General features: G+C 46.5%; 14 protein-coding genes, 2 pseudogenes and 1 riboswitch. Of the genes and pseudogenes, 4 read left to right on the forward strand and 12 right to left on the reverse strand.

Features of this window, described 5'->3' with window-relative positions:
- Positions 1-116 precede the first annotated feature (116 nt).
- Both rfbA and rfbC read left to right on the forward strand, forming a co-directional pair.
- Positions 117-1003: pseudogene (rfbA, locus tag K0H59_RS07260) on the forward strand (glucose-1-phosphate thymidylyltransferase RfbA).
- Positions 990-1531: pseudogene (gene rfbC, locus K0H59_RS07265) on the forward strand (dTDP-4-dehydrorhamnose 3,5-epimerase). The pseudogenes rfbA and rfbC overlap by 14 nt, the downstream one beginning before the upstream one ends.
- A gap of 25 nt (positions 1532-1556) precedes the next feature.
- On the opposite strand, the gene K0H59_RS07270 reads toward rfbC, so the two are convergent.
- The 12 genes from K0H59_RS07270 to K0H59_RS07325 form a co-directional block, all read right to left on the reverse strand.
- On the reverse strand, positions 1557-3929 hold the full coding sequence (locus K0H59_RS07270) for a YjbH domain-containing protein (RefSeq protein WP_220055097.1): 2373 nt from the start codon (positions 3927-3929) through the stop codon (positions 1557-1559).
- Positions 3929-4714 carry a capsule biosynthesis GfcC family protein gene (locus K0H59_RS07275; protein ID WP_220055098.1) on the reverse strand — a complete coding sequence of 262 codons (786 nt, stop codon included), beginning with the start codon at positions 4712-4714 and terminating at the stop codon, positions 3929-3931. Before K0H59_RS07275 ends, K0H59_RS07270 begins: the two co-directional genes overlap by 1 nt.
- Before the next feature lie 10 nt (positions 4715-4724).
- Positions 4725-5435, reverse strand: a complete 711-nt coding sequence (locus K0H59_RS07280) for a YjbF family lipoprotein (RefSeq protein WP_220055099.1) — start codon at positions 5433-5435, stop codon at positions 4725-4727.
- Between the two features lie 147 nt (positions 5436-5582).
- Positions 5583-5819 (reverse strand): hypothetical protein, encoded by a 237-nt coding sequence (locus tag K0H59_RS07285; protein ID WP_220055100.1) that lies wholly within the window; start codon positions 5817-5819, stop codon positions 5583-5585.
- Between the two features lie 271 nt (positions 5820-6090).
- Entirely contained in the window at positions 6091-7215 is a 1125-nt protein-coding gene (locus tag K0H59_RS07290) for a patatin-like phospholipase family protein (protein ID WP_220055101.1), read from the reverse strand.
- A 262-nt stretch (positions 7216-7477) separates the two neighbouring features.
- A complete protein-coding gene (locus K0H59_RS07295; RefSeq protein WP_220055102.1) occupies positions 7478-9190 on the reverse strand; it encodes a proline--tRNA ligase in 1713 nt (570 codons plus the stop codon).
- A gap of 169 nt (positions 9191-9359) precedes the next feature.
- Positions 9360-9989 (reverse strand): DapH/DapD/GlmU-related protein, encoded by a 630-nt coding sequence (locus tag K0H59_RS07300; RefSeq protein WP_220055103.1) that lies wholly within the window; start codon positions 9987-9989, stop codon positions 9360-9362.
- Positions 9990-10724 (reverse strand): tRNA (N6-threonylcarbamoyladenosine(37)-N6)-methyltransferase TrmO, encoded by a 735-nt coding sequence (gene tsaA / locus K0H59_RS07305; protein ID WP_220055104.1) that lies wholly within the window; start codon positions 10722-10724, stop codon positions 9990-9992.
- Between the two features lie 94 nt (positions 10725-10818).
- A complete protein-coding gene (gene rcsF / locus K0H59_RS07310; RefSeq protein WP_011622132.1) occupies positions 10819-11199 on the reverse strand; it encodes an Rcs stress response system protein RcsF in 381 nt (126 codons plus the stop codon).
- Between the two features lie 77 nt (positions 11200-11276).
- Complete coding sequence (locus K0H59_RS07315) at positions 11277-12566, reverse strand: amidohydrolase (RefSeq protein WP_220055105.1); 1290 nt, start codon at positions 12564-12566, stop codon at positions 11277-11279.
- A complete protein-coding gene (locus K0H59_RS07320) occupies positions 12566-15640 on the reverse strand; it encodes an amidohydrolase family protein (RefSeq protein WP_220055106.1) in 3075 nt (1024 codons plus the stop codon). The genes K0H59_RS07315 and K0H59_RS07320 overlap by 1 nt, the downstream gene beginning before the upstream one ends.
- Before the next feature lie 199 nt (positions 15641-15839).
- Positions 15840-16232 (reverse strand): H-NS family nucleoid-associated regulatory protein, encoded by a 393-nt coding sequence (locus tag K0H59_RS07325; RefSeq protein WP_220055107.1) that lies wholly within the window; start codon positions 16230-16232, stop codon positions 15840-15842.
- Positions 16233-16542: 310 nt separating this feature from the next.
- Between K0H59_RS07325 and K0H59_RS07330 the strand changes: the two genes are divergently transcribed.
- Together K0H59_RS07330 and K0H59_RS07335 are read left to right on the forward strand one after the other, a co-directional pair.
- Positions 16543-17292: an electron transfer flavoprotein subunit beta/FixA family protein gene (locus tag K0H59_RS07330; RefSeq protein ID WP_011716473.1), complete on the forward strand. Its 750-nt coding sequence runs from the start codon at positions 16543-16545 to the stop codon at positions 17290-17292.
- The gene (locus K0H59_RS07335; RefSeq protein ID WP_086904463.1) at positions 17293-18219 is read left to right on the forward strand and encodes an electron transfer flavoprotein subunit alpha/FixB family protein; all 927 of its coding nucleotides are present in this window, start codon (positions 17293-17295) and stop codon (positions 18217-18219) included.
- Positions 18220-18314: 95 nt separating this feature from the next.
- Positions 18315-18511: riboswitch (Lysine riboswitch) on the forward strand.
- Positions 18512-18561: the final 50 nt, after the last annotated feature.

Below are 18561 nucleotides of genomic sequence, written 5' to 3' on the forward strand. Positions count from 1 at the left end.
AGATTTTGTTTAGGGGGCAACGCGGGCTTGTCGCAGACCTCGTGCCACTCAGCTTTATCGGCATTTATATGCTACAATCCTCCCTTCACTTTTACTCACTAATCCTTGATATATCAATGAGAAAAGGCATTTTCTTAGCGGGCGGGACCGGTTCTCGCCTTTATCCGATGACACTGGTTGTCTGTAAGCAGTTATTACCTATTTACGATAAGCCAATGATTTATTATCCACTTGTTACCTTAATGCAGGCTGGCATAAAAGATATTCTGATTATCTGCACTCGCGCTGATTTGCCACTTTTTCAGGCATTACTTGGTGATGGTCGCCGTTGGGGCATTCAGCTTGAATATGCGGTACAGCCTTCTCCAAAGGGATTAGCCGAAGCGCTGATTATTGGCGAAGCTTTTTTGGCGGGAGAGGCTTGTGCGTTAATTCTGGGCGATAACTTATTTTATGGGCAGCAACTGAGCACAAACTTACATAAAGCTTCTCTACTCGAAGTGGGGGCGACCGTTTTTGGCTACCATGTGGCTAATCCGAATGCCTACGGAGTCGTCGAGTTTGATACGAGCGGAAGAGCGATTTCTATCGAAGAGAAACCCCGAGTAGCGCGTTCTTCCTATGCTATTCCTGGATTGTATTTCTTTGATAATCGGGCCAGTGAGAGGGCTAAAAAAGTGATGCCTTCGGCGCGGGGCGAGTTGGAAATCGTTGATCTAATCAATCAATATCTTCTGTTGGGGGGAATTGCAGGTAGAAATAATGGGGCACGGCTTGGCTCGATACGGGAACGCCGGATGCGATGGCTGAAGCAACACAATTTATTGCTGCCATAGAGAAACGCCAAGGGTTGAAAGTGAACTGCCCTGAAGAGGTTGCTTTTCATTCTGGTTGGATAGATGCTGCGCAGCTTATCGCTTTAGCACAACCTTTGCTTAAAAGCGGTTATGGTGAGTATCTTTTGGGATTATTAAATAAGCAGGTGTTTAATGAAGTGCATTGAAACCGAGCTTGCAGAAGTACTGGTGTTCAAACCTCAAGTTTTTGGTGATGAACGCGGTTTTTTATGGAAACTTTTAGACAATCGTTTTTTTCCGAGTGTTTGAAAAGTAGGGGGGTAAAGGCGCTGGAGTTAGTCCAAGATAACTTTAGTCGCTCACAACAGAACGTATTACGTGGTTTGCATTACCAACGTGAGCATCCACAGGGAAAGCTTGTCCGGGTGAGTGCTGGCAGTATTTTTGATGTCGCGGTGGATATTCGCCCGCAATCTAAAACCTATGGTAAATGGGTAGGGCGTGTGCTCTCTGCTGATAACCATTTGCAAATGTGGATCCCGCCTGGCTTCGCCCATGGCTTCTATGTATTGAGTGAATATGCCGATGTGATTTATCGCTGCACTGATTATTACGCGCCAGATGATGAATATGTGCTGGCATGGGATAGTGCAGAGTTTGCGATTGACTGGCCGTTACGCAACAAACTACCAATACTTTCTGAGAGGGATGCAAAAGCAGCCGTGAGTGCCTAGTTTTAGGCACTCACGGCATGTGGTTTTATTTGTCGTTATGTTCGATACTCGGGCGAGTGTACCAAGGTGCACGTGCGTCCGTGACATCGAAAAGGTTGTATTTACGACCCAGCATTTGACCACCGTCACGTGTTAGAGGCATCCAAGAGAGGAATGCGCGGCTGTGGGTTGATTTGATTGTCATCAGATCGAATGGAACTGAAATATAGAAGCCTTTAGTAAAGCTTCCCTCGCCGTATTCCTCCGATGAAAGATTCGTTTTAGTTGCAAAGGCCCCTACAATTACGCCGCTATCGAATTGTTTTGAGAAATCAACCGTTATCCCTTTATCCTCAGTGAGATATTGGCCTGCACTGACTCTTAATAAGGTATTAGGGAACCAATTAGGTTGATAATAGGCGGTTGCATGTCCAGTCACTGTACCTGTTTGTACTCTGTAAGCTCTATTGGTTAGCGGATCGAATTGATGTTCATCTTCAAAGAAGCCAAACATACTATCGGGATCGCGTTGCTTGACGTAGTTTACATCAAAGCCAAAAGCCCATTGGCTATTGAGTGGTCGATAGAGGAATTCTGTCCCAACACCGCCATACATCATCTCTAAATAGCCACCATAAGCTTGATAAGAAATGTTGTCGCTTAGATTGTCCATCCAAGTCAATTGCAGGTTATTCACCCTTACAGGATTATCATGTACATATTGACGGATTAGCGTGCGTACGCGTTTTAAATCTGTTCCGTCGGGTGGAACATCGTATAAAAACTTATCGTAGTTATCGTATAGGTTCAGATATATAGAGCTAGAAAATTCGAAATTATCACTAAAGCGATAACTTGCACTGCCCGTCACACCAATATTGAACATATAGAAACCTTCAGAGCCGCCGAAGGATTGCACCATGGTTGGGGAAATATCAAAACCGAAGTTATCTAACCAATCCTTGTCTGTTTCTGTGACTAATTTACCCTGTGGTGAGCTTGGAACTCTTACTTCACTGGTATCGGCCATTTTTGCATTGATATAACCATAACTCGCTACTTGAGCAAATTTTTGGCTATCAATACGGGTTTCCGTGATTGGTTGCTGATAATGGGTTTCTATCAGGCGATATTCTTTTATATTGGCTGCATTAGTGTTATTAACAAGTATGGTTGCCGCTCTTTGATGCGCTTCATTTCTATCGCGGAATTTGTTTTGTTCACCTACAACAGTAATGCTTTCATTATCAAGGTAAATTTTGGCATTAGCGTAACCAGCAATAGTTTGTAAATCCTGAGCAACTTTATTCCAATCCACTTGGAGATTCGCAACAGTCTGACTTGATGTGTTTGCTGGCGCTTGATTTGCTATTTCAGCATTTTGCACTTCTGATTTATGCGTTGAAGTTGCAGTACTCACAGTCGCTTGTTCTGCTCTTGGTGTGTTTACCTGTGTAGAGGATTCTGTTTGTGTAAGGGTTAATGGCGCGGCAGGAAGCGGCTTATATTTTTCAGCCTCTGGATCACGTTTAATCTGTGACAAGGTATTAAAGTTGGTTTGCAGGCTAAAGCCTAGTGTCCAAGTATTACCGCGCTCATAACTTAAATGCAGGTCTCCCCAGTCACCAAAACGATAGAGCATTCCATAGTTAAACTTGCTGTCCTGAGGCATATTTATACCCCCCCTAACCACGGGAAAGTCTGATTGATAGTCGTTACCATCGTATTCGACTTTCAAACGTAACGGTTCCCAAGGGGTTTGATATTCAACGCCACCAAAGAGTGCCGCGCAGCCTTTAAACCAACGCTGATAATCAACCGTTCCTCCTGAACCTCCAACAGAGGTATCTCTATCGCAGTTGTAATTAAGATCCTTTTTATCGGAGGTGAGATTACCGCTATTGCCGATATAGCCCCAACCTATGCCTAAGGTAAAATCGAGTGGACCGACGCGTTTGGTTGCGGCAATAAACTCACCATCAAATAAACCTGTGCCACCAAAGTCCCGTACTCCAATGGACGTTTCGGGCAGCCAGTTACTCTCCTCAAGTAGACGAATCTTAAAATCAATGCCTTTATCTGTGTATTTAGTGCTTCCGCTAAAGCTCGGATCATCGCTATAGAGTAAATCCTGTACTTGGGTATAGCGGATTGTTGTTTCAAACCAAGGGAATAATTGTACTGATGCAGTGAAGTGTTGGTATTCGTCGTTATAACTTGTGGCAAAGTTAAACTCACCTTCAGGTGCCATGCGACCAGTCGGCATCTGCATTAGGCCTACACCACCAAAGTCAGATTGTGAAGGCAACAATGTTGGGTAAGAAAATTCATCGGCGCTAACGTGTAATAATGGTAGCAGTGCTAAAGATAGCGCTGATAAACGCCCGAAAGAGGGAAAAGTGGGAGTTGAGTTTTTCATTACAGAGCCCGATTTTTGAGTAATTCAATGATGTTATTGTTTAATGTGGAATAGTCATCAAAAAGGCCTGAAAACTCAACGAAGAGTATGGCACCAGGTGCGATGTCCATAGACTGATGATTCCAATAGGCAATAGGTTGACGAATGGCCTTACCGTCTGGCTGAATTATCCATACAAAGCTATTTTTAGCATTCTCCAATAAGCCTGCTTGTTTCAGGTAATCTTTACTACTTGTGCGAGATACCCATTTTTGCTCTCCTGTTTGTGCCACGGCTCCAACCACTGTAATGGTTGTTGGACGAGGGGGGAGTACCAATAAGAATTGACCGTCGATAATGGGGTTATAGGCATCGGTAATGCGAATTAAATCGAGATCTAATGGCTGATTAACTCTTTGTCCAAGTTTAATATTTCTGAGAAACTGCGCAAATTTGGAAAGCTTAGCAATATACTGACTATTGTCCGCTTGCTGGCCCATATTGGCCAACTGTTGCAATATTTGCTGACGAGTGGTTTCTAATGCCGCGGTATTTTGTATATCGAGTAAAGCAGTCCCTAACCAGTAAATTGGTATCGCTTCGTTTCTTGTAGTTTGGTTATACAAAGGGATCTGGGTCAACCCATCTTGCACTGCTTGTCCGACGCGGATTGCTGCAGGATAGGTTATTTGTAGCTGCGGTACATTAGCAGCTGATGTGCTGACATAAAGTTGGGTGTTAGCTTGGACAGTAGACAAAGAAAAGGTACTGATCAGTAGAGCCAAGGGGGTTATATAGGATCTCATAATGGCTCCACTACGCAGCAAAAGGCTTTAATAAGGTGATATCAATAAATGGCAGATTAGGTGCGATTTTTTGGTGACTCTTAATCACGTTGCCATTTTGCGGGTTTAGCCAAAACTCATTTTGGTATTCAATATCGAGTGCTTCTACAGATACTCTTTCATTAAAGTGTAAAGCTTGAGTAGGGGTTCCGTTGATTAGAATACTTTCTTCAGCGACTAGATTAAATGTGGATGTCACTTCATAGCCATAATGATAACCGGGTTGCCAGTCTATCGTTCGAGTCCAAGTTTTTGGCGTCGAATCTAAATGCAGTCCTAGTAACAGAGGGTCAGGTTTGATGCTCTCAACAGCAGCTAAGTTACCAGTAAGAAGATTGTGAGTTTTAACTAATCGACCATTAACTGTGACTAACATGCCTTTATCCGCAGATAACCATTTCAGTTCTAAAGCTTCGGTGTTTTGCTTGGTCGTGGATAGCGTCACTTTGGGCTCAGCAAAAGCTAATACTACGAATGCTTGGGTGGTATCTTCTATTTTTACATAGACACTAGCATAGGGGTTGGCTTTTATTTGCTCAGCATTGAGAGTGACATCATCATCACCGATAAAGGCGAGCTTAATAGTATCGTTTAGTGCACTAATTCGTTGACTGCAGCCTGAAACACCAATAAGAAAAGCTGAGAGCGCCGCTAGCTGAAATAATTTTGTGTATATACGCATCCGGATTGCTTACTTTAAATAATAATTGGTTGTCAATGTAAAGACATGTAGAGGTGATTTCAAGTCATTAATAGTTGGCAATTGCCTTTAAATACTTGAAAAAAAACAACCGCCATCAGGCGGTTGTTTAAATATCCGGTTAATGACTTAGTTACCAGTACCAGTTGTAGTGTTAGTACCAGTGCTAGTGACTGGGTTACCATCTGAACTGTTAGATGCAACTAATACACCGGTAACAACTGCACCAGCACCAATAGCGCCTGCAGTGATACCACCAGCAGCGCCACCAGCATTACCGCCAGAAGCTTTGCCTGCATCATCAGCGTGAGCAACTGAACCTAACATTGAAATAGCAGCAATAAGTGCTAATGAAGTTTTTTTCATCGTGATTCCCTTTTAGAAAAAATTAACCTAATTTTTAGCTAATCTAGTACAGCATGATAGGCGATTCAACTTAAATGATCAATGTTAAATCTGTTTCGCTATTCAAACTTTAGACTGATTTGCTGCCGATTCGCCATCAAATAATCCTTAATTTAGAATGGGTTTGCCACATTCACGGGATAACTCTTAGGCGACTCCTATTTTATACCACGCAGAAGATGGTGCTTCAAATCGATTTATTTGGCCGTTTGTAACAAGTCTTAAGCCATCCTCATGTCAGATTAAAAAACGCTTTTATTTCGTCCATTTGAGCCATACCGTCTTTATAGCCTAATTCGATCAAGGCGCTGGTGTAGGACTTTTCGAACAAAAGATAGGACACAATACTCGAGTCTGACTGCCTGTCGATACCGATAAAGCCCAGTAAGGTCTTAATTGCCCAAGGCATATCATCATAGAAACGGGCGGCGATTTTACTTAAGTCTTCACTGGGTTTTATCACTAAGGTCTGTATGGGATGTAATGACAGTTGAGTACGACTCTCTTCGGGAATAAGCGACAGCGTGTGATTAATCCGCTCCAAGCGCTCAAGATCGCTATTTAAAGTATCGGAAAAGATAGTATCCAGCAGATGACCCGCAATGGTCGCTGTCTTCGGATGATATTCTAGCTCCATCGGGAAATGCTTATGGGGACTATCTAGGTTGATTACTAATAGCTTATTGGCGCCTAAATGAATTGGGCTTGAGAGCGGCGCCAGCTGGTGGACTGAGCCATCACCATAATAAGCTTGATTGAGCTTAATTGACGGAAATACCATGGGAATCGCCGAACTCGCCAAAAGATGTTCGGTATTTAACATCCGCCGCTCACCGCTGCGCCTAGCGCGAGTCCAGTTCTCAATATCTCTGGCCGCTTGAAAAAACGTCACCGAACGCGAGTTGTTATAGCAAGAGGTATCGACACTGAGCGCCGTCAATGCGCCGTTGCGGATATTGCGATCGATTCTCTTAAAATCGATAAGTTCATTAAGTAAATGCCGTAAAGGCTCGTTATCAAGCAGGCTGCCCGCGTCGGTATTCACCTTATCATCCTGCAGGCCCTTGAGTGCCATCTTGGCTAAATGACTTAACACGCTAGGAATCGAGGCGCGATATACCTTTCTGGTTTCAAAATGGCGCCAAACCCATTCGAGTTTTTTAACGCCTAAGTGAAAGCAGGACGCGTGGGTGGCGATGGAGGTGCCGTTAATGGCGCCCGCAGAGGTGCCACAAATGATTTTAAAGGGCACGCCATGGTTGCGGGGATACAACTGGACCAGTGCTTTTAGCACTCCCACTTGATAGGCGGCCCGAGCACCACCGCCTCCGAGAACTAATGCTGTTGATGTTGGCAATCTTATGACTCAACGACTTGTTATTATGATTTTATTAAAGCAATGCCTACTCTAAAAAAGCAAGTCTGAGCAGTTATCTTAATGACATATCTTTAGTTTTTGATGAGAAGAGTTGGGAGCGTTTGTGATTCAGTTTGCCATCGAACGATGGGAAATAAAAAACGCACTTAAGTTTAACCTAAGTGCGTTTCTGTATTGTGAGGCTAATGGCTAACCATTAACTCACTCTGACTGAATGTGCATGCAGTGCAAGAGACAGTGCTTAAGCTTGCAGATTCTTTAAGAAATCGACGATTTGGTCGAATGGAACGTCTTGCTTCTCACCGGTGCGGCGGTTTTTGTATTCAAAAACGCCGGCGTCGATATTGCGATCGCCTATCACCACAGTGTGTGGAATACCAATCAGTTCCATATCGGCGAACATTACGCCTGGACGCTCTTTACGGTCATCCAGCAGCACATCGATACCCGCAGTACTTAAGTCTTTGTATAACTGCTCGGCGATATCGGTCACGCGGTGTGACTTGTGCATATTCATTGGCAGAATGCCCACACTGAATGGCGCAATCGCTTCTGGCCATACAATGCCGCGATCATCGAAGTTTTGCTCAATGGCAGCCGCCACGATACGGCTCACGCCCACACCGTAACAACCCATCAGCAGCACTTGTGATTTACCGTTCTCATCGAGAACAGTCGCATTCATCGATTTAGAATAGTTAGTACCGAGTTGGAAGATATGACCCACTTCAATACCACGCGCCATAGCGTAAGTGCCTAAACCATCAGGTGTTGGCTCGCCTTCAACCACGTTACGGATATCGGCTGCTTGTGCCAGTGGCAGATCGCGCTCCCAGTTGATGCCAAAGTAGTGTTTGTCATCAAGGTTTGCGCCAGCGGCGAAGTCGCTCATTACGCTAACGCTGTGGTCGATGATGATAGGCATATTCAGGCCGACAGGGCCTAATGAGCCAGGACCTGCGCCAATGGCGTCACGGATCAGGGCTTCTGGGGCAAATTCTAATGGTGATGCCACTAAATCTAGCTTGTCTGCCTTGATTTCGTTCAGCTCGTGGTCGCCGCGTACAATCAGCGCAACCAGTGGGGCTTCTTCCGTCGCACCTTTCACAATCAAGGTTTTCACTGTCTTAGTGATATCTAAACCGAATTGCTCAACTAACTCGGCAATGGTTTTCGCATTTGGGGTATCGACTAAACGTAATTCTTCAGTCGCCGCGCCACGCGCTTCGGTTGGCATTGGCGATTCGGCTTTCTCAATGTTTGCGGCATAGTCGCTGCCTGTAGAGTAGGCGATTAAGTCTTCACCGCTTTGCGCCAATACATGGAACTCGTGTGACATGCTGCCACCGATAGAACCTGTGTCTGCTAAAACAGGGCGGAAGGCTAAGCCCATGCGCGACAGAATGTTGCTATAGGCTTGATACATGGCCTCATAGGTTTCATTCATGGTGTCCACGTCCAGATGGAAAGAATAAGCATCTTTCATCAGGAATTCGCGCGAACGCATCACGCCAAAGCGTGGGCGGACTTCGTCACGGAATTTGGTTTGGATTTGGTAAAGGTTCAGCGGTAATTGCTTGTAAGAGCTGACTTCTTTACGGATTAAGTCGGTGATCACTTCTTCGTGGGTTGGCCCCAGTACGAAGTCACGGTTATGGCGGTCTTTAAAACGAAGCAGCTCAGGACCAAATTTGTCCCAGCGACCCGTTTCTACCCATAAATCAGCCGGTTGTACCATAGGCATTAGGATTTCAATCGCGCCCGCTTTGTTCATTTCTTCACGAACAATGGCTTCGACTTTACGCAATACACGCAGGCCTGTGGGCAAGTAGCTGTATAGACCTGAAGCGTTACGGCGGATCATACCCGCACGTAGCATTAATTGATGGCTGATGACTTCTGCATTCGCAGGTGTTTCTTTTTGAGTAGAAAGTAGGTATTTGCTAACGCGCATTACCGATGTCCAAATTTGAGTTGAATGGGCGCCATTTTATCACCTGCTTCGATGATGTCACCTATGGATTGAGGTTAAATTCAATCAGCTGCAGACAAATGGCCGTTTTCATTTACAAAGTGTGCCGCGTCGCCACAGAGGGCGATGCATACAGATAAAGCTAAGTGAATTATTTATTCCGCCGGTCACCAATCACCCGAGCGGGATTGCCCGCGACGATGGCCCATGCGGGAACATCTTTAGTGACAATACAGCCCATGCCAATTACAGCATGGTCGCCAATGGTGACACCATCGACTATCCCGGCCTGTGCGCCAATCCACACATCTTTACCTATCACGACTCCTTTAGAATGGGAGGCTTGTTGATAAATGGGCGTATCGGGCGCCATGCCATGATTAAAAGCATAGATAGTGACGTGGTTAGCAATGCGGGTTTGGGAACCTATTTGAATGCCCACTCGGCCGCCATCGAAGGAGCAACCGTGATTGATGGCAACTTCGTTACCGAGCGTGATAGGACCATGCAAAAAGCATTCAGCGGCAATCATGCAGCGATTACCGATTGTGATATCGCGATTCGGCTCGGCAAATAACTGCGCCTCGGGCGCAATAAAACAGTGTTCGCCTATGGTCACGGTTTCGAGGGCGCAAAGGTTGGCTTGCACTTCATCCTGCCAGGGTTTGGCCCAGACTAAGTGTTTTTCTTTGAGTGAGAAATACAGCCAAGGCATCCAAGACAGACGCTTTTTATGTTGGCTTTGATAATCAGGCAAGGCCGTTGTGATTGGCGTCTGCATTTAGCCACATTTCCCCGGTTTGAGTTCTAAAACCTGAATGTATTCCCGCTCATCCTTATCGACCGCCATCCGCCAAAAGATATCTAAATCATACAAAGCCACTTGATATAACTTGGGGTCATCCTTGGCTTTTTTATAGGCAGGGCGGGGGTCTTGTCCCAGCACGCCGTGGATGAGTATGGCTAGATCAGTATAGGCGTCCTGTTTACTGTAGGCGTCAATCTGGCTTACTGCGAGTTCTGAAAACACGACGTGGATAAGTTTTGGCGCTTCTTGCGCGATACCGCCGACGGCACCTTCAATTGAATCCGAGAACGGAATATAGGGCTTAATATCGATAATGGGCGTGCCATCGACAAGATCCATGCCCGAAATCTCAAGACACACTTTGCCTTTACGTTGCACCACCCCATGGAGTTTGACCACGGATTGGCCTATGCCATTCGGACGAAAGGTCGAGCGAGTCGCGAATACGCCGAGTTTTTCATTGCCGCCTAAACGGGGCGGGCGTACGGTCGTTTTCCAGCCTTGGGCGAGATTCTCATGGAAACAAAACAACAACCAAAGATGGGAATATTGTTCGATACCGCGCACGGCATCGAGATGATTGACATGGGGCTCGAGCTCAACATAACCGCGCGCCTCCACCAACCCGGGCTGCCGTGGAATGCCAAATTTTTGTTTATAGGGAGTGCGGCAAGTGGCGACAGCGGTAATCTGGTTGGTAAATGTCATGCAAAAAATACCTAAAGCAAGGGCAACAACCCAAACGCCGATGGTCTAGGTTGCTAAGTACATCAATATTGGCGTGCAGTATACACGCTTTGAACTAGTCGGCAGAGGCCATTTTGATGGCTTGGCCAACGCAGAGTGCGCGGCTGACGCAGCCTTGGGCCGCTTCTTCCATCATTACGCATTGTTTGATGATGATGCCATTGGCGCCTTTATCGGCCGCCGCGCGGCGGGCCTCGGTTCTTGCTTCACTTAAGGAAGCGGGCACTGCATTCACATCGGCTTGGCATGATTCGCCCTGTACCAAACCTTTTAGTTCGTAATGGCCTTTAGGCAAACTATCGCCCTCAAACAGCGTGACATCTCCTGCCTTGAAGTAGTCATTAATCGCCTCGCCGTCCAAATTGCTGTTAAAACTGTAATCGCTGGCACAGGCGCTAAGCAGTAGCACTAATGCACTTGAGAGGATGATTTTCATGGTTTGACCTGAGAGTAAGGGTAAATAGGCGCAGTCCAACGGACTGCGCGTTATCGAGCTATTTATCTGAGCAAATTCTAGCGCTTAAGATACTTTTGATAAAGCTGCAGGTGGCGATTATTCAGATCTATTTGCCGTCCTTCAATCCAGATCGCATTAATTTTGTTGCTCATAGGGTCGAGGATATCCCCGTCACTCAGCACAACACTGCCCTGATAACCGACGGCGATGGCCCCTAAATCGGTGAGCCCCAGCAGTTTTGCGGCATCTAAGGTCACCGATTTTAATGCTTGTTCGGGCGTGACGCCGTAAGCGGCACTGTAGCCTGCGGCATAGGGGAGGTTACGACTGTTCCAATCCGATGAAAATCCAAGGGCATAGGGAATGCCTGCACTTGCCAGCAACGAAGGGATTTTAAAGGGCAAATCCACAGGTTCATCTTTGCGTTTGGGCAGACTCAGGGTATGCGGGTAAATCACACTGGCGTTCACTTCCCTTAGACTTGACGCTAATCGCCAGGCATCATAGCCCCCGACAATCACCAATTTAAATTGATATTTTTTCGTCAGGGCAATGACTTGCTCAATTTGGCTGACGCTGTCCGCATGGGCAAATAGCGTGGCCTTACCTTGGTACAGGGGCAACATGGCCTGCCAACGTAAATTGGCTGTATTGGCCGAATCCTTTGCCTGATGACTTAAAAAGTAGCGATAGCCATCCTCAAAGGCTGTGGTCAGTTTATCTATGGCCTGCTGATTTTTCTCTATGGCCTTGGCTTTTTCCTTTTCATCTTCTGGCATGCGCTTGATTTGCGGCCAGTAAACATGGAATTGGCCTTCGCTTGGTTGCAGGGCGTCCTCAATCGTCCAAGCATCGAGGTCGACGACCACAGATTGGCCCGCGAGTCCATCGCCACTGGGGACGATTTGTGCGTGGGTGATACCATTGTAGCGAATTGTCGGCAGCAACTCTGAATCCGGGTTGTAAGCCGTTGCCGCGCTAATTTGCGGATTAAAATCACCGACTTCTGCATTATCGACGGTTGGGCGCACCATCTCGATTTCCACTAAACCAAGGCTGGTATCGAGTGCGATAAGGCCGGGGTATAAGTGTTTACCCGTGGCATCGATGACCTGCGCTTGGCTATCAGCGCCATTGACGCTTAGCTGTGGCCCGATGGCGCTAATTTTACCTTGCTCAATCAACACATCGGTATTGGTTAATGTTCCTTGGCTGACGGTATGTACAGTAGCATTTTTAATCAACACGCTCTGGGTTTGTTTGGCCGCAGGGACGAGATTATGTGCCTGCGCTGACAGCGTGATAGCCAGTGTCGACAGCAGCAAGCTAGTGGGTAAGTGCTTCATTATTTTGCTCCCTGATGATGTTGGCCCCAAGCTTGATAATGGGTATCGCAGTGCCATTGTGGCTCGTTAAGCGGTGTGACTTTCTCACCCGCCTTGGCGTTATCATCACTACTGAGAATTTTTTGGATAAGAGCGGCACGCTCTGCGACGACCTGCTGCTGGGCAAGCTGGTCTTGGTCGCGATCGAAATAGCGTTTGCCTTCGACCCAAGCCTGGGTCACTTTGGCGTAAATCGACAGCGGCTCGGCGTTCCAAAGCACGATATCGGCCATTTTTCCTGGGGTGAGTGAGCCAACATACTCATCGACCCTGAGTTGTTTCGCCGGGTTGATGGTCACCATATTCCAGGCATCTTCTTTCGACATATCGCAATACATCATTGACTTCGCCGCTTCTTGGTTGAGTCTGCGCTGCATTTCGTAGTCGTCAGAGTTGATGCTGGTGAGCACGCCCTGTTTCTGCATCAGGCAGGCGTTTTGTGGAATCGCATCATAGACTTCGAACTTATAGGCCCACCAATCGGCAAAGGTCGAGGCGCCTGCGCCATGGGCGGCCAGTTCACTGGCAACCTTGTAACCTTCGAGTACGTGGGTAAAGGTTTGCACCTTAAAGTGATAGGCTTCGGCTAATCGCAGGAACATTAAGATTTCTGATTGCACATAGGAGTGGATATGCACATCGCGCTGCTGTTTTAACACTTCGGCCACCGCCTGTAGGCGATAGCTTGGACGTGGTGCAATGGTTTTCTTCTTCTCGCTGCTGCGTAAGTCATCATAGTCCTTCAGGGCTTTCTCATAGGCGATTGCAGCATCGAAGGTTTCTTCAAATAAAGCTTTTACGCCCATGCGCGTTTGTGGGAAGCGCTGAACAAACTTTTCACCCCAGTTACTCTGTTTGACGTTTTCGCCAAGGGCGAATTTGATACTGGCAGGGGCATTGGCAAATTTAAGCTGCTCGGCACTTTCACCCCATTTCATTTTTATTAACTGGGATTGACCACCAATCGGGTTAGCGCTGCCATGGAGTAATTGTGCGCTGGTGACGCCGCCCGCGAGTGCGCGGTAGATGGAGATATCTTCTGGATTGATCACATCGCCAATCCGTACCTCAGAGGTGACCGCATCTGTACCTTCATTAGTGCCACCATTGATAGCAATATGGGAATGCTCATCGACGATACCCGCAGTCAAGTGCTTACCCGTGGCATCGAGAACTTGATAACCCGAAGGCGTGCTGAGTTGCTGACCGATTTTTTCAATTCGGCCATTGGCCATTAACAGATCCGCATGTTCTAAAATGCCCTGTTTATCTGAGGTCCACAGGGTGGCATTTTTAATATGGAGTTTCTCGGCTTTGGGCGCCTCGCTCAAACCATAGGCTACGTTAGGGTAGGTGAGTTGACTCACTAAAGTCGGTGCAGCATCGGTTTTGGGCGTATCGGCAGGCTTTGTATTTAAACTCGATGCGATAGCAATACCAGCCACATTAATGCTGCGACTTTGGGCGTCCACCATACGGCCTTGAATACCATCTTTAGCGAGCCAGAGGGTAAAACGGCTGATGCCATGAATGCCGGCATCGCTTAAATCGGCGTTAAAGCTCACACGGCCGTCGTCTTCAAGCTTAAGATTGGAGAGCGGGATACTCTTCTCGCCACTGCTCAGCTGACCTTGGAAGGTGTTTTTGCCTGCTTTGCCCGTTTCTTCAAGATTTAGATCTAAGGTGAGATTATTCAGCGCGAGCTGATAGTCACCCAAGAGTTTAGCCTGTGGGAGTGAGCGAATGGACTGTTCTTCGCCCTGCAGCCAGACGCTATAAATCTGGCCATCCTTAAAAATATTGCCCTTAGTAATCACAAAGTCGGCCATATAGCCGGGGGCAAGTTTACCGGCGAAGTCAGCCGTACCCGCCATCTCGGCGGCTTGAGTCGTCAGGGCTGCGAGGGCATTGTCCTCACTCAATCCCTGGGCGATAGCTTGACGTAGGCGAGGCCAAAACGCCTCGGTTTTAATGCCAAATTGAGTAAAGGCAAAAGGGATGCCCGCATTAGCCACTGCAGCTGGGTTTGTGGGCGCGCGTTCCCATTGTCTGAGTTCTGCAAGGGAAACTTCACGGTCGGCATCATCGGTACCCACATCCGGTGCCTGCGGATAGTTGAGCGGCAGGATCAGGGGATAATGCAGGGCCTTTAATTCATTTATGCGCGCATATTCCTGACCACTTGCGAGTAAGTTGGCTGGTTGCTGGTGTTCTTTGAGCAAGTTAGCGGCACGAAGTAAATCGTTGAGGTTTTTTGTTTCAAAGACGATTTGTTTCTCGGCTAAGTTATCTAAGCGTTCGAAGGCGATATTAAATTCAATTTGAGCATTTACTGAACTATTAACCGATTTGTGCTTATTTTGGTTATACCAGTTAGCATCGGCAAAGGTTTGTCTGATAAGTGCAATACTGCCCATCAGAGAATTGGGGTAGTCTTGTTCAGACGTGCCTTTATCGAAGGCCATAAAAGGTTGGCTGCGGGCACGATAAATCACCTCGTTGGCGGTTTTATCGGCTAATGAAAGGCTAACCCCCGTACCGCGGAAAATACCGTCGAGTTTACTGCTTTGTACGCTGGTAAAGCCGTTATTGATCCAATCACGTGCGCGTTCTTTATTTGGGTAAACGTAATTAAACCATTCTTTTTCAGCGTGAATTGCGCCATTTTCCGCATTACCGCCGATACGCTTAATATCATATACCGGACGAGTCAGCCCCAATTTGGGATATTCAAACTCGATACCATAATCGGTAAAGGGATCGATAAAACCGGGATAGATAGTATAACCACCGAGATCAACTTTTAATGCTGCTTCTGGGATATCCCCTTTTTCAATAATGGCTTTGATCCGATTGTTTTCAACTAATAATGTGGCATTTGTGAGTCGCTTCCCTGGCGCTATGATTAATTCAGCATTGGTGAAGGCCGTTAACTTATTGACGGGGGAGATGGGATTGGCCTCGGCAAAAATGTTGTGGGATACAAAACTACTTATAATGCCGCAGCTTATTATTATCTTATTGTTTATCTGCATTTTTTATTCACTTAGACGGAGGGGGAATAAAGAGTAACCTAAAGCAGATGTAAATACTAAAGCTGAATTGTAACGCAATTTAAGCATTTACTTGAATGCAATGGGGGGGGCATTCAGGCATAAAAAAGCTCGCAGGGCGCGAGCTTTTTTATGTTACTCAGTGGTAATAGCAAGCGGCTATTACCAGCACGGTATTGGATTAGATTAAGAAATCATCCATAGAACGGCCTTTATTGACTTCGTTCTTAAATACCGTTGGCATACGACCTTGACCAGTCCACTGGATCACTTCGCCGTTTACTTCGATTTGGTATTTTGCTGGACGTGGAGCGCGTTTTTTACCTGCAGTTTTAACTGCAACGCCACCTAAGTCGTCGATTGATAAACCAACTGCTTCCATTTGTTGGCGGATTTCTTCGATTTTAGCATTACGTGCAGCAATAGCTTGCTGCTCTTCTGCTGCCATTGACTCACGCTCAACTAAAATTTTATCTAGCTTAGCCGCTAAATCACGCAGTTCTTCAACGCTGAGATCTTTTACTGCAGCTTTAAAACGACGACCGTGAGTTAATATCTCTAAAAATTCGCTCATATCTATTTTCGTCCCACTCTATTTTTATTACAGGATAATGGTGAACAACAGCTAAATGATAGAAAGTAATATAGCTCGAATCAAATAAAATTATGCAATAAACAGAAATTAAATATTATTTAATTTTTGAACTTTTTAAATATGGCAGATAAGTGTTCAAAAATGTGGCCAATACCACAGTCTTAAAAAATGCAAACAGGCGTTTGAGTTTAGTTGACGTTAACGTTAACAGGACGTAAAGTGGCTCTATCCTGCATTGGTGATGACCAATGTTTTGTCCATGTACATGAAAGTGTAGGAAGGAAACCCTATGAAAGTATTGGTGCCTGTTAAGCGCGTAGTTGATGCCAATGTGAAGGTCAGGGTAAAAGCTGACAACACCAGCGTTGATACCGCAAACCTCAAAATGGCGTTGAACCCTTTTTGTGAAATTGCAGTAGAAGAAGCGGTTCGTTTAAAAGAAGCGGGCAGTGCTACTGAAGTAGTGGTCGTCAGTATCGGCAATAAAGCCGTTCAAGAACAATTGCGTACCGCGTTAGCACTGGGTGCTGACCGTGCAATTCACATTGATACTGAAGAAGAGTTAACCCCAGTATCGATTGCCAAATTACTCAAAGCCGTACAAGAAAAAGAACAAGCGCAATTAGTGCTGTTTGGTAAGCAATCTATCGATGGCGATAATAACCAAACTGGCCAAATGTTTGCGGCATTAACGGATATGCCACAAGCCACTTTTGCTTCTGAAATCAAAGTCGAAGGTCATTCAGTGCAAGTGGCTCGCGAGATAGATGGCGGGATGCAAACCTTAAGTCTGCCGCTGCCTGCTGTGGTGACAGCCGATTTACGTTTGAACGAACCTCGTTACGCCTCATTACCTAACATCATGAAAGCTAAACGTAAGCCATTAGATGTGCTCACTGTTGCGGATTTAGGTGTGACGCTAAAAGCCCATCAAACTGTGGTGAAGGTGACGCCACCTGCCGAACGTAAAGCGGGCATCATGGTTGCGTCGGTAGCTGAGCTGGTTGAAAAGTTAAAGAATGAAGCGAAGGTGATCTAAATGGCCATTTTAGTATTAGCAGAACACGATAATGCGGCACTGAAACTGGATACCGCAAAGGTTGTCACCGCAGCGCGTGCCATTGGTGACGATGTGCATGTATTGGTGGTGGGTCACCAATGTGGCGCCGTGGCACAAGCTGCGCAAGCCCTACAAGGTGTCGCTCAAGTATTAGTTGCCGATAACAGTGCCTATGAAGCGCATTTAGCCGAAAACGTGGCTAAATTGCTGGTGGACTTAGCACCAAACTACAGCCATATCCTGGCTGCAGCATCGAGCGCTGGCAAAGATACGCTACCGCGTGTGGCGGCCTTGTTAGACGTTGCGCAAATTTCTGAAGTGATTGGCGTGGTGAGCAGTGATACTTTTGTTCGCCCTATTTACGCAGGTAACGCTTTAGCGACAGTACAAAGTCATGACGCGATTAAAGTAATGACAGTCCGTGCCAGTGCCTTCGATGCAGCGGCGCAGGGCAACAGTGCTGCCGTGACGACTTTAGATAAAGTGTTTGAAGCCAAGACCCAGTTTGTGTCTCAATCATTGACTGTTTCTGCGCGTCCAGAGTTAGGTAATGCGGGCATTATCGTTTCTGGTGGCCGTGGTATGGGTAGCGGTGAAAACTTCGGTATGTTAGAGCAACTGGCGGACAAACTCGGTGCCGCGGTTGGGGCTTCACGCGCCGCGGTTGACGCAGGCTTCGTGCCTAACGATCTGCAAGTGGGTCAAACCGGTAAGATTGTGGCGCCAAATCTCTACATCGCCGTGGGGATTTCGGGCGCGATTCAGCATTTAGCAGGGATGAAAGACGCTAAGGTGATTGTGGCTATCAACAAAGATCCTGAAGCGCCAATCTTCCAAGTGGCCGATTATGGTCTCGAAGCCGACCTGTTCGACGCCGTTCCAGAGTTGATTTCAACTCTAGGTTGATTTTATCCGTGATCTAAGTCAAAGTAAGCGGCTTTGCGGTGGCAACTGCTTAGCCGCTTATGTTTTTATGTGCCTCACGCCCGTGCATGGGCGTTCTTAGAAGTAGAGGCGCACCAAATATCAGTAGTGATCAGTAGGGTGATTCCGTTTATCGTTCACGAAAGGATTTGGTGCCGAAGTGGTTTGATTTATCACGATCAACTGCTGGGGTTGTGCCGAATAGGTACAACACTGCCATAGTATTTTCTGATACGGATATTAGGAATAGTTACTATGGAGCGCTACTGATAGGACAGGTGATCTTGGGTATCTATTGCCTTTTCCCACCAGTTCAGTCGCCCT

The organism is Shewanella sp. FJAT-51649, from assembly GCF_019457435.1.
Lineage (GTDB): Bacteria > Pseudomonadota > Gammaproteobacteria > Enterobacterales > Shewanellaceae > Shewanella > Shewanella mangrovisoli.

Coding starts and splice junctions, on each gene's coding strand:
- K0H59_RS07300 (WP_220055103.1), bottom strand. CDS start 9,989: ATGCAGACGCCAATCACAACGGCCTTGCCTGATTATCAAAGCCAACAT.
- tsaA (WP_220055104.1), bottom strand. CDS start 10,724: ATGACATTTACCAACCAGATTACCGCTGTCGCCACTTGCCGCACTCCC.
- K0H59_RS07295 (WP_220055102.1), bottom strand. CDS start 9,190: ATGCGCGTTAGCAAATACCTACTTTCTACTCAAAAAGAAACACCTGCG.
- K0H59_RS07275 (WP_220055098.1), bottom strand. CDS start 4,714: ATGAGATCCTATATAACCCCCTTGGCTCTACTGATCAGTACCTTTTCT.
- K0H59_RS07330 (WP_011716473.1), top strand. CDS start 16,543: ATGAAAGTATTGGTGCCTGTTAAGCGCGTAGTTGATGCCAATGTGAAG.
- K0H59_RS07280 (WP_220055099.1), bottom strand. CDS start 5,435: ATGCGTATATACACAAAATTATTTCAGCTAGCGGCGCTCTCAGCTTTT.
- K0H59_RS07335 (WP_086904463.1), top strand. CDS start 17,293: ATGGCCATTTTAGTATTAGCAGAACACGATAATGCGGCACTGAAACTG.
- K0H59_RS07270 (WP_220055097.1), bottom strand. CDS start 3,929: ATGAAAAACTCAACTCCCACTTTTCCCTCTTTCGGGCGTTTATCAGCG.
- K0H59_RS07285 (WP_220055100.1), bottom strand. CDS start 5,819: ATGAAAAAAACTTCATTAGCACTTATTGCTGCTATTTCAATGTTAGGT.
- K0H59_RS07325 (WP_220055107.1), bottom strand. CDS start 16,232: ATGAGCGAATTTTTAGAGATATTAACTCACGGTCGTCGTTTTAAAGCT.
- rcsF (WP_011622132.1), bottom strand. CDS start 11,199: ATGAAAATCATCCTCTCAAGTGCATTAGTGCTACTGCTTAGCGCCTGT.
- K0H59_RS07315 (WP_220055105.1), bottom strand. CDS start 12,566: ATGAAGCACTTACCCACTAGCTTGCTGCTGTCGACACTGGCTATCACG.
- K0H59_RS07320 (WP_220055106.1), bottom strand. CDS start 15,640: ATGCAGATAAACAATAAGATAATAATAAGCTGCGGCATTATAAGTAGT.